The sequence below is a fragment of the Thermoflexus sp. genome (genome assembly GCF_025055495.1).
Taxonomy (GTDB): domain Bacteria; phylum Chloroflexota; class Anaerolineae; order Thermoflexales; family Thermoflexaceae; genus Thermoflexus.
In genome coordinates, this window is record NZ_JANWXB010000056.1 from 1 (window position 1) to 11589 (window position 11589).

General features: G+C 62.7%; 9 protein-coding genes. 6 read left to right on the forward strand and 3 right to left on the reverse strand.

Annotated features, from left to right (window positions below; all coding sequences use genetic code 11):
• Positions 1 to 264: 264 nt before the first annotated feature.
• Positions 265 to 705: a carbon monoxide dehydrogenase subunit G gene (locus NZM16_RS02005; protein ID WP_295453089.1), complete on the reverse strand. Its 441-nt coding sequence runs from the start codon at positions 703 to 705 to the stop codon at positions 265 to 267.
• A 387-nt stretch (positions 706 to 1092) separates the two neighbouring features.
• Between NZM16_RS02005 and NZM16_RS02010 the strand changes: the two genes are divergently transcribed.
• Both NZM16_RS02010 and NZM16_RS02015 read left to right on the forward strand, forming a co-directional pair.
• A complete protein-coding gene (locus NZM16_RS02010) occupies positions 1093 to 2595 on the forward strand; it encodes a leucyl aminopeptidase (protein WP_295453092.1) in 1503 nt (500 codons plus the stop codon).
• Between the two features lie 263 nt (positions 2596 to 2858).
• Positions 2859 to 5006 (forward strand): alpha-amylase/4-alpha-glucanotransferase domain-containing protein, encoded by a 2148-nt coding sequence (locus NZM16_RS02015; protein ID WP_295453094.1) that lies wholly within the window; start codon positions 2859 to 2861, stop codon positions 5004 to 5006.
• Between the two features lie 124 nt (positions 5007 to 5130).
• On the opposite strand, the gene NZM16_RS02020 is transcribed toward NZM16_RS02015, so the two are convergent.
• A complete protein-coding gene (locus tag NZM16_RS02020) occupies positions 5131 to 6045 on the reverse strand; it encodes a hypothetical protein (protein WP_295478166.1) in 915 nt (304 codons plus the stop codon).
• Positions 6046 to 6366: 321 nt separating this feature from the next.
• On the opposite strand from NZM16_RS02020, the gene NZM16_RS02025 reads away from it, so the two are divergent.
• From NZM16_RS02025 to NZM16_RS02040, 4 genes are all read left to right on the forward strand, one after another.
• Entirely contained in the window at positions 6367 to 7311 is a 945-nt protein-coding gene (locus tag NZM16_RS02025; protein ID WP_295452830.1) for a phosphate/phosphite/phosphonate ABC transporter substrate-binding protein, read from the forward strand.
• An 83-nt stretch (positions 7312 to 7394) separates the two neighbouring features.
• Positions 7395 to 8198 (forward strand): phosphonate ABC transporter ATP-binding protein, encoded by an 804-nt coding sequence (locus tag NZM16_RS02030; RefSeq protein WP_295478168.1) that lies wholly within the window; start codon positions 7395 to 7397, stop codon positions 8196 to 8198.
• Positions 8195 to 9007, forward strand: coding sequence for a phosphonate ABC transporter, permease protein PhnE (phnE, locus tag NZM16_RS02035; protein WP_295452825.1), 813 nt, complete (start codon positions 8195 to 8197; stop codon positions 9005 to 9007). Before NZM16_RS02030 ends, phnE begins: the two co-directional genes overlap by 4 nt.
• 1359 nt (positions 9008 to 10366) lie before the next feature.
• Positions 10367 to 10771, forward strand: coding sequence for a hypothetical protein (locus tag NZM16_RS02040; RefSeq protein WP_295452824.1), 405 nt, complete (start codon positions 10367 to 10369; stop codon positions 10769 to 10771).
• Positions 10772 to 11010: 239 nt separating this feature from the next.
• On the opposite strand, the gene NZM16_RS02045 is transcribed toward NZM16_RS02040, so the two are convergent.
• The gene (locus NZM16_RS02045) at positions 11011 to 11484 is read right to left on the reverse strand and encodes a hypothetical protein (protein WP_295452822.1); all 474 of its coding nucleotides are present in this window, start codon (positions 11482 to 11484) and stop codon (positions 11011 to 11013) included.
• Between the last annotated feature and the right edge of the window lie 105 nt (positions 11485 to 11589).

Genomic DNA, 11589 nt, shown 5'->3' on the forward strand with positions numbered 1-11589 from the left:
CCTTTGGCGGCCTCACCCGCCCAAAATCGATTGGGAGTTGCGCGGTTGGCTCCTTCCGGGGGCTTTTTGGGGGGCTGGGGGGCGGGGCCTATCCTGCCCCAGCCATTGCACTCCCAACGGCGTAACTCCTATACCCCCTTGGGAGCTCGCCGAACCGGTTGGGATGGTTCCACCTCCCCCAAAACCCGGAGGAGTCGGACGGCGCACTTCCATTTTCTCTGGGGGCGTGGGCTGTCAAAGGTAGCCCGCGCCCTCCTTCCGGTTTCAAAGGGAAGCCAGCTGGGCTTCCAGGTTCTTCAGGCCCTGGTTCACCAGCATCTGGGCCGTGGGCTCCAGGAGCCGGGCGCCCATGCTCATCAGCAACCCGGTCACTGTGGCCTCGCCCTCATAGTGCATCACGGTTTCCCCATCGTCCGCGGTGAGGTCGATGGCGCCGCTGGCATCCACCGTGCCCTGAGGACCCTGAGCCTGGATCCGGATGCGGTAATGGTTCGGGGGATCGATCTCGGAGAGGGTGATACGGGCTTTATAACGACCGCTGATGGGCCCGATGCCCAGGCGCATCTCCGCCTCATACACATCGTTGCCGACGGGCTCCAGGCGTTCCACTCCTGGAAGGAGACGGGCGATCACCTGAGGATTCATCAGGGCCCCCCAGACGCGATCAATGACCGTCTTAAACCGATAGGACCCTTTCAGCCGCATCGAGGCGCTCACGGGAGAGGATATCCTCGGAAGGCATTTTTGATTATACCGAGGAACAATAATTCCTGTCAAGGCATGCAGGCCTTTCATGGCAGAAAGAACCTTTATGCCGATCAATTCGGGAAACATGGAACAAAATTGTGATATCTTACGCGATCCGGTTAACACGGCGTAAGGTTCAGCCCTTCCCTACGGCCCGCTGGGCTACCTGCTTTCCATATCCAGGCCTCGCTGGAGGCCCCGGAGGATCCCGGAGCGTTCGCCTTTTTTCCGAATGGGAGAGGCTGGTCTGGCGAGGGGATCCGGCGCGAATGGACGGAGCGCTTAGATTGTGTTATAGTGCCAGACCTGGATTTCGGGAAGAGCTCCTCGATAGGAGGTTCTGGGATGCAGATCGAGGTCCGGATCGGCGCGATTCAGGAGGTAGAAGCGGACGCGGTGGTGGTGAACCTGCTGGAGGGCGTCACGACCCCCGGGGGAGCCACTGCGGCGGTGGATCGGGCGCTGGAGGGGCGGATCTCCCGGGTGTTAGCCGCCGGGGATTTCCGGGGCCGCCTGGGCGAGACCTTGGTCCTTTACACCGATGGCCGGATCCCGGCGCCCCGGGTGATCCTGGTCGGCCTGGGCCCGGAAACTTCTTTCCATGCGGAGAAGGTCCGCCACGCGGCGGCCGCTGCGGCCCAGCGGGCCCGCGAGCTGAATGTGCGACGGCTGGCCACGGTGATCCACGGGGCCGGCCGCGGTGGCCTTTCTCCGGAGGAAGCCGCTCACGCCACCGTGGAAGGCACCCTGCTGGGGCTGTATACCTATCAGCGGAAGAGGGAGAACGCGGATCGGCCGAGGCCGGAGGTTCTTCTTCTGGTGGAATTCGATGCGGCGAAGGAGGCGGCCATCGCCGCCGGAGCCCGCCGCGCGGAGATCCTCGCGCGCTTCGTGAATCGGGTTCGGGACTGGGTGAATGAACCCGGATCGGACATGACGCCTCGCCGGCTGGCGGAGGAGGCCCGCGCGCTGGCCCACGAGGTCGGCGTCCGGGCGCAGATCCTGGAGGAGCGGGCGATCGTCGCCCTGGGGATGGGTGCCCTGGCGGCGGTCTCCCGGGGCAGCGAGGAGCCGCCCCGCTTCATCATCCTGGAATATGCCCCGGAGGGTCGGCTGGAGCGGCCAGTGGTTCTGGCGGGGAAGGGGATCACCTTCGACAGCGGTGGGCTGAACCTGAAGAGCGAAGAGGGGATGCTGACCATGAAAGGCGATATGGCCGGCGCAGCCGCCGTCCTGGGCGCTACCCTGGCCGCTGCCGCCCTCCAGCTCCCGATCCCGGTGGTGGCCCTGGCCCCGGCCTGCGAGAACATGCCCTCCGGGAAAGCGTTCAAGCCGGGGGACATCCTGCGCGCCCTCAACGGCAAGACCATCGAGATCGTGAGCACCGACGCGGAGGGCCGTCTGATCCTGGCCGACGCCCTCTCCTACGCGGCGCGCTACAACCCCCGCGCGGTCATCGATGTGGCCACCCTGACCGGAGCGGCCATCATCGCCCTGGGGCAGGATGTGGCCGCCGCCCTCTTCTCGGATAACGACGAACTGGCAGAGGCATTACTGCGGGCAGCCCAGGTGACCGGCGAGCGTCTGTGGCGGATGCCCCTGTGGGAGGATTACCTGGACCGCATCCGGAGCGATGTGGCCGATGTGAAGAACAGCGGCGGCCGCTACGGGGGGCTGGGAACTTCGGCGATGTTCCTGAAGCAGTTTGCCCCCGAGGGCGTTCCATGGGCCCATCTGGACATCGCGCCGATGGATATGGCGGAGAAGGCGCGGGGATATGTGCCGAAAGGAGGGACGGGATACGGCGTGCGCCTGCTGGTGCGTTACCTCGAGGATCTTAAACCGTGAAGGGGGTTGAGCGCAGCGAAGGCGCCTACCCTCCTAATCCTTTGTTTTCCCCTCCCCACATCCTCGGGACTGTGGGGAGGGGGGAAGGGGTCAGTTCCGGGCAGGACGAAGGGGGAGAGGGAACATCGAGCCCCCAAGGGCCGGATCGTGAGCGGCTCACCCAGTTTCCGAAGGACGCCGTGCTCCCCTTGACAGATCCCCTGTTCCGCTTTATCCTTCCTCGAAGTAAAGCGCTTTATCAAACTGTTTGAGGAAATCCATATATGGCAAAGATCTATCTGGCGCTGGCCTTCCATAATCATCAGCCCGTTGGGAACTTCGATTGGGTCTTTGAGGAAGCGTATCGTCGGGCTTATGAGCCGATGATCGCCGCCCTGGAGCGGCATCCGGGGGTTCGGGTTGCTCTCCACTACACGGGGCCGCTGCGGGACTGGCTCCTGGAGCACCGCCCGGACTTTTTCCCCCGGATCCGCCGTCTGGTGGAGCGGGGCCAGGTGGAGATCATGGCCGGGGCCTATTACGAGCCGATCTTGGCGATCATCCCGGATGAGGACAAAGAGGGTCAGATCCGCAAGCACATCGAGGCGGTGCAGGCGGATTTCGGGACGACGCCGGCCGGCTTCTGGCTGGCGGAACGGGTGTGGGAGCCGCATCTGCCCCGCTCGCTGGCCCGCGCGGGCCTTCAATACACCATCGTGGATGATACCCACTTCAAGTGGGTCGGGCTGACGGATGAGGACCTCTTCGGCTATTATGTGACGGAGGAGCTGGGATATCCCCTGAAGATCTTCGGCACCTCCAAGCATCTGCGATACACCATCCCCTGGGCCTCCGTGCCCGAGGTGATCGACTGGCTGCGGGAGCAGGCGGAGCGGCCGCTCCCTCCGGGCGCCCCGCCCCGCGTGGCGGTGATGGGGGACGATGGGGAGAAGTTCGGCCTGTGGCCGGGGACGGATCTCCATTGCTGGGATCGGGGGTGGATCGAGGCCTTCTTCACGGCCATCGAGGAAAACGCCGACTGGTTGATCTCCATTCCACCGGGCGAATACGCGGCCCGCTTCCCCCCGCTCGGCCAGGTGTATCTTCCCACCGCTTCCTACGATGAGATGACCGAGTGGGCTCTGCCTCCAGATGTCTCGATGGAGCTCACCGAACTCAAACATCAGCTACAAGCGGAAGGCCGATGGGATCTCCTCCGGTTCATCCGAGGAGGGTTCTGGCGGGTCTTTCTGGCCAAATACCCGGAGGTCAACCAGATGCACAAAAAGATGCTCTGGGTCAGCCGGAAGGTCCATGCCCTCCCGGATCCGGCGCGGCGGGCGGAGGCCCTTGATCATGTGTGGGCGGGCCAGTGCAATTGCCCTTACTGGCACGGGGTGTTCGGCGGCATCTATCTGTTCCATATCCGCGAGGCGAACTATCAGCATCTCATCACCGCCGAAGCCATTGCGGATGAAGCGCGCTATGGGGCGGGGCCCTGGGCCTATGTGGAGCGCCTGGACTTCGATGCGGACACCCAGGAAGAGATCGTGATCGGGACGCCGCATCAGTGGCTCCTGATCGGCCCCCATCGGGGCGGTCAGATCCTCGAATGGGACCGCCGCGACGCAGCCCTGAACCTGTTGAACGGGATGACCCGGCACCGGGAAGGTTATCACCGGGTGCTCCAGGAGGCGGCAGCCCGCGGGGAGATTGTGCTGGCCGGCCAGGAGGGCCGTGTGGAGAGCATCCATACCCATCGGGTGCGGGTGAAGGAGATCGGCCTGGAGGAGCGGTTGATCGTGGACTGGTATCGGCGGACCGGGCTGATCGATCATCTCATGGCTCCCGGCACTTCGCTGGATGAATTCTACCGGGCCCAGTATGCCGAATGGGGGGATTTCGTCAATCAGCCCTACACGCTGGCCACCTTGCAGGCGGAGCCTCACCCTTGCTTAGTCCTCCGTCGGGATGGCCAGGTGTGGGATCCGGAGGGTCCCAAGCCCCTACGCCTGGAGAAGACCCTGGAGGCCCTTTCGGATCGGCCGATCCTCCGGGTCTCTTATCGCCTGACGCCGATGGGGCTCTCTCCCATCCGGGCCCGATTCGGCGTCGAGGTGAACTGGGGGATGTCCGGAAGCGACAGCGAGAGGGCCTATACGGTGTGGCCGGGTGGGGAACTGCGCTCCTTTGCAACGCTGGAGGAGCTCCCTGAATCCGACGAGCTGGCCATTGTTCATGAATGGTGGGGGCGGGTGGTGATCCGCCTGAGCCGGCCAGCGGCCTGGTGGCAATTCCCGGTAGAGGCGATCTCGAACTCAGAGGCCGGGTTCGAGCGGGTCTATGAGGGAACCAGCCTGACAGCCCACTGGCTCCTTCACCTGGATCCGGGGGAGACCTGGGAGGTGAGGATGGAGTTCGAGCTGGCGTAGTTTCTCTTCTACCCCCTCCCCACGGCCCAGAGGCCGTAGGGAGGGGGGAGAAAGAGAAAGGGGCCATTGCCCCTCCGAACGGGCTTCCGCTCTCCAAACCCCGAATTCATAACGGGTCAAAGCACTACCTCTTGCCCCGACACACAACAGGCGGATCGACCCCGTGCACCCGGTCGGATAGCCGGGCAAACTGGAGCGCTACGTCGATCGCCAGCGGCGCCGGCAGCGCCAGGGTCAGGGTGCTCACGGCGGTGGGCACCGTCTGGGTGAGGAAGATGGTGCCGCTCCAGGTATCCCACCAGGTCACGCAGTAAGTGCCCGAAATCAGCCCGCCCACCGAAATCGTGCCCGAAATCGGCGGGATCGGCACGTTGTTCACCGCGTTCCACCAGGGGTGGTGGCGGTTGTGCACCCACAGGTGGCCGCGCTCAGCGCTCCGGTCTACCCGCCCCAGGACGCGCAGGTCGGGATGGGAGGCGACGGCCCGAGTATCTTCATAGCGTCCGTTGTTCAGCGGGACCCCGTCCATAAAGTTGCGGAAGGCCCTGAAGTGGTAATACAGGTTGTGGCGGCGGATGTTGACTGGGTCCCAGTAAAGTTCATATAGTCCCCCTGGGTTGATTGGCCCCCAGACGAAGTGGTGCAGCCACATGCCCTGCACGTCCAGCGTCTGGCTGCACACATGGTCTCCCTGGTAATCCCCATCGTCGCCGATGGCTACCTCGCCGCGGGTGACCGGCTTGTGCGGGCCGGTGACGGCCCGCCCGCCGATCTGCTGGCTCAGGGCAGCGGTGAGATGCGCCGTGTCCGAGAGGATGGAGGTGGGGTCAAACTCGCCGTTGAGATCCGCTTGACGGCCGTCCGGCGCGATCAGCTCCACGTTGTCGATCCACGCTGTGCCCCCTGTGCCGAAGCGGTTCCGGAAGGCGATGATCAGGGTGTGCCAGTGGTCGTCGTTCAGGATGAGCCGCGCCGAGGTCGGTGCCGGGCTGCCGTCGGCGGTGGTGCGGCTGTCATAGGCAAATCGGTTCTTGCGCAACCCTTCCGGCCCGACCGGCTGGCCGCCGGAGAATTCCCGCAGCGAGACCTCATCGATGAAGGCGTCGCCGCCTGTCTGGCCGAAGACCACCGGCGCATATCAGTCAGTAGCCGTGTCACGCTGAAGGCCCGCCATGCGGTTCCTAACCCCTGTCCTCCTCTTGAAGCAATTCCACCCTGCGCGATCCATAGCCCCCAAGTTAAGCCAGGTTACTTAATTTAAAAACTTCCTTGAAAATTTCTCGATTAACTCCTTTCTATTGACAGCGCACCCCAAAGGTGGTTAGAGTGATCCATGTCACATTCAACCTAGGAGGATGTCATGCGTCTTTCCCTTCACCGATTGTTCCTCATCGGGGCATTGGTGGGACTCGGCGCGGCCTGCGCGCCGCCGCAGACCCAGCCCACACGCGTAGTGATCGCGGTGCAGCCCACCCTCACCGCCGCGGAGGTTCAGGAGAAGGCCCGGCCGCTGGAGCAATATCTGGAGCAGCGTCTGGGGCCGGGCGTGGAGGTGGAGATCTATGTCCCGCTCAGCCAGGCCGGGGTCGTCGAGGCGCTGCGCTTCGGTCAGGCGCATGTGGCCTTCATGGGGCCCTTCGCGGGGCTCCTGGCGGTGGAGCGGGCGAAGGCCCAGGTGGTCCTGGCAGAGGTGCGGGAGGTCATCCACGACTCCCAGAAGACGGAGGCCACCTATTACTACTCCTACTGGGTCGTTCCGAAGGACAGCCCGTATCGATCCTTAGAGGAGTTGCGGGGTAAGCGCGCCTGCTTCCCCAGCACGATTTCCACATCCGGTTACATCGCGCCGATGGCCCGGCTCATCGAGCTGGGCTTGCTGTCGGAGCCCCCGGAAGGACGGGAGGTCGATCCCAAGACGTTCTTCGGCCAGGTGCTGTTCGCCGGGGGCTACGGTCAGTGCTGGGAGGCGCTGAAGGCCGGGCAGGTGGATGTCACCATCATCGCTGGGGATGTCCCGGAGAAGCTGTATCAGGAGGTTCTGGCGAACACACGAGTCCTGGAGCAGCAGGGGCCGCTGCCCTCGCACGTGGTAGTGGTGAGCCCGGCCCTTCAGGAGCCGCTGCGTTCGAAGGTGATCGATGCCCTCATGGGGCTGAGCGCGCCGGAATACCGGAGCCTGATGCGCCAGTTCATCTCGGGGATCTTTGTGGGGTTCCAGCGGACGGATGCCCAGACTCACCTGGGGGCGCTCCGCGAGTATGTGAAGCGCACCCACATCGCTTTCGCGGAGCGGATTAACCCGTAGAATGCCCAGGATGGGGACAGGGGCTTATCCCCTGTCCCCATCCTATTGTCTTATTGATGGAACTTTTCGCCGAGGGATTTCCGATGACGCAACCGCTGACCGTTCTGCAATCGGAAGAGACGCTGACCGTCCCCACACCGGCGGTGGCAGTCGAGGACCTTTGGTTCGCTTACCGGGAGGGGAGCTGGATCCTGCGTGGCGTGGATCTCCAGATCCCCATGGGGGGATTCTGGGCGATCATGGGGCCCTCCGGCGCGGGCAAGACCACCCTGATGCGGATCCTGGCCGGGTTGCTTCCGTTCCCCCGAGGTCGGGTTCTCCTCCTGGGGCATCCGGTGCGGGGAGAGCTGGAGCCAGCCCTGCGTCGGAGCGTCGGCTACATCCCGCAACAGCTGGGGCTGGTGCGGGGTCTGACGGCGCTGGAGAACGTGCTCCTGGGATCCCTGGCTCGTCATCGCGGATGGCAAACGGCCCTGGGGTTTTTCCCCCGCGCGGAGATCGAACGGGCCATGGCGTTGCTCGAGGTGCTGGATCTGGCGGATCGGGCCGACGAGAAGGTGTTCCGCCTCAGCGGGGGAGAGCGTCAGCGGGTCGCCATCGCTCGCACGCTGATGCAGGATCCTCAGCTGATCCTGGCAGATGAGTTCGTCTCCGATCTGGATCTTCCGCGAGCGGCTCATGTGCTGGCCTTTGTCTATCGCCTGGCCCGGGAGAGGGGCCTGACGGTGATCCTGAATCTCCATGAGCTCCAGCTGGTTCAGGAGTTCGCCGAGCATGTGGTGATCCTGAAGGACGGCCGGGTGGTTTTCGAAAGCCCGGCCCTCGATCTGACGTGGCCGTTATTCCGGGAGATTATGGGAGATTATGAAAGGGAAGCGCTGAAATGAGCGCGAAGCGCGTAGCTGTTCGTGGAACCTGGCAAACCCTGGAAAGGCGCCGGTGGCGGGAACTGGGGTTCAGCCTGGGGCTCATGGCCCTGCTGGCCTGGCTGTTGAACGGGATGGGGTTTTTCGAGGCCGGGCGTTTGATTCAGGGGGCTTTCAATCTGGCCCGCTTCGCTCATGAGATGTTCCCGCCGGATGTCCGGATTCTGCCCACGATCACGGGCGCCCTCCTGGAAACGATCCAGATGGCGTTTGCAGGGACCATACTGGGGTTCCTTCTCTCCTTTCCCTTGGGCGTGCTGGGGTCCCGCACTCTGTTCCCAGCAGGAGTGGTGGCCGTGGTTCGCTTCCTGGTCGCGGCCATCCGGACTGTGCCCTCGCTGCTGTGGGCGGTGTTGATGGTGATTGTGGTGGGCCTGGGCCCTCTGGCAGGGACCCTGGCGCTGGCGTTTTACACGGTGGGTTATCTGGCCAAGCTATATGCGGAGCTCTTTGAGGCGATCGATCCCGAGATCCTGGAGGCCATGCGAGGGGTAGGCGCGAAGCGCCGCCATCTGATCCGCTTTGTCCTCTGGCCGGAGAGTGCCAACGCGATCCTCAGCCAGCTGCTCTTTATGCTGGAATACAACGTGCGGGCCTCCACCGTCCTGGGCCTGGTGGGCGCGGGGGGGATTGGGTTTTACATGCAGGCTTACCTGGGCACGATGGCCTATTCCCGTCTAACCACCGTGCTCTTGGCGGTGCTTCTCCTGGTGATCGGTATGGATGCCCTGAGCGCCTGGGTTCGACGGCGTTACCTGCTCCACCCTTAAGTTTGCTCGCCTCTTCCCGGGATAGTGATGTTCACATCGCTTCGTGAAGGGGAATGGCTCCCCTTCCCTTTTCTTCCTCTCCCCACGTGGCACAGGCCGCACGGAGAGGAAAGGGCTCTGTTCTGGGAGCTCAAAGCGAGCTTATCTCGTGTCCTGTAGCAGGCCGATGAGCCGATCTCCTGGTGGCTAAAAGAGGGCCTGATCCTCCCTCCTCTCTCCCCACTCTCCCTTCCCATGCCAAGAAACGAACGGCTGATTGAGGTGGGTGGGCGGCGAAGCCACCCACCTCAATCAAACCCCCGCGGTGGGATCCGGCCCGCGACCGGTCTTCCGAAGATGAGCCAGGATCTTTTTCTGTTTTCTTTGTCTATAGCTGGACTTTGGACTACTGCTTTGTCCATTTTTCATTTGGGAGTTTTCGGGGGGCAGTGCGAGGGGCCTCTGGCCCCCCGCACCGCCCCTGAAAGATTTTTTTCCCCCCTCCCCACGGCCCTCTGGGCCTTGGGGAGGGGCCATGGCCTTCCGAACGGGCTTCGGTTCCTCAAATCCCCAGGTTATAGCTGGACAAAGCACAACCTGGCGATTGCTCTTTCAGGGGAGGCTTGAGGGCGAACGGGGCTGTCGAAGGCGGCCTTGCCCGCCCCCAAAGCCCCGGATGAGGGGATCGGCGAATCGGTCTAAATTTTCTGCAGAAGTTACGCCGTTTGCTTCCTCGAGGCTTTGGGGATGGAGCCATTCCGCCTCATCCGACTGGTTCCTAACAATCAGCAACTCCTGTTTTTGGATAAACTCTAAGATCAAGGGCGTTAAAGGATCCGAATAGCGTAGTGTTTCCCTGGAACAGATCGTGCCTTATTTGGGGTGGCGAGGCCATCTTCGACAGCCTCGCCCGCCTAAAAAGGTCGGAGCATCGTCCGCTGGACCCTTCCCCCCCGACGCCCTTCGGGCTTTGGGGAGCCAGCGGGGAGGGGCCATTCCCGCCGCATCTCCTCTTTGTCAGCGGTGAAACACTACCCAAGAAAAGAGAGGAGATCCAGTGTTTGTTCGGAGATAATGAGATGCTCGCAACTTGATTTGACTCGCTTTGGAATTTGTGATATAGTTTATCCGCCGGGCTTTAAACAAATTGTGTGCTCTGTTGACATCTTAGCATTCTTCATTCCGGCCCAGGGCATGCCCTTCTGGGCTGTAAAGTGGCAAGGGAGCGGCGAAGCAGCCTGCCGCATGCCTTGACTGAGCAAGAGGATATTTCCGGACAAATCGAAGGCTTTCGGTGCTCGGCCTCCCCGAGAAAAGATCATAAAACGCTCGGGTCGCTTGTTAGATGATCTTTCAATATCTGAAACAGGAGGTTGCTCAATGAAGGAGATTCTGGAAAGTCGGATCAGCTTGCTTCGATCTCAGCTGGCCGATGTAGAGCAACGGCGGGAGTATATCCAGGCCCAGTTGCGGTTGCTGGAGGACATCGCGGAGCTCATTGAGAAGTATCCCGCTCTGGGTGAGGGGCTCATCGGTCTGTTCCGACAGACCACGATGCCCCGGCGTCGCCGCACCCGGGAGCTGGTGAATAACATCGTGGAAGTGCTGAAAGCCTCGCCCCAGGGTATGGAGCTCGAGGAGATCCGCCGGGCGCTGATGGATCGGGGGCTCCAGGTTCCGGGGAAGGATCCGCAGATGCAGCGGGCCCGATTAACGCTGATCTTCCGTAAGAACCAGGATCTGTTCCAGCGGGTTCGACGGGGGGTTTATCGGTTGAAGGTATAAGGTAAAGGGATAATGTGGATCGCCTGCCTGTTCTTGGAGGATGACACGGAGCCGGGCGCCGAAGGCGCCCGGCTCTACCCAAAGCCCCCTGAGGAGGCGAATGGCGGAACTTCTTAGACGGATAGAGGGGCTGTGGTGATGACCCTGTTCCCTCAGATCCCTCACCCTGAGGCCCAAAGGGCCTCACCCCCCACAAAACCCACAAACAGGAAGTGCAGTCCGCCCTAAGTAAGCACCCCTCAACGGGTGAAAGCCCGCATTTCCTCTCGTAACGCTCCTCGCAACAACTGCCGTTCGGTCCCCTCCAGAGGAAGCTCCGAAAGATCCGAGGCCTGAAGCAAACGTTCGCCGGTGGTCAGAAGAAAGGTGAATCGATGCCAGCGTCGGCTGGCCACAGGATGGGAGAGCGGCTGCAGAGGCCCCAGTTGCAACAGATAATACAGCTCCTCCGCTCGGGGATGATTGAATTCCTCTGGGAACAGATCGCGGCGTCGGACCAGCTCATGGCCTCTTAAAGGCGCGTAGTAACGGATGGACCAGCGCTCGGGCCCGAAGGCGGCTGTATAGTAGAAGGCAACGAAGTCCACTAGGGGGGCCAGCGATGGGGCATGACGAAACGGGATGCGATACGCCCGGGTCTCCTGGATCCATCGCCAGTCTTGCGGACTGCGCACCACAGCAATCAGCACGATGGCTTCTGGAAAAAGCTCCATGGATAAGCCTCTGGAGAGCGCGAATGCCTGTTTCTCCCTTCGAGGGCTTTTGGGGGCTAGGCCGGCCACCTTCGACGGCCCGCCCAGCCCCCAAACCGCTTCATC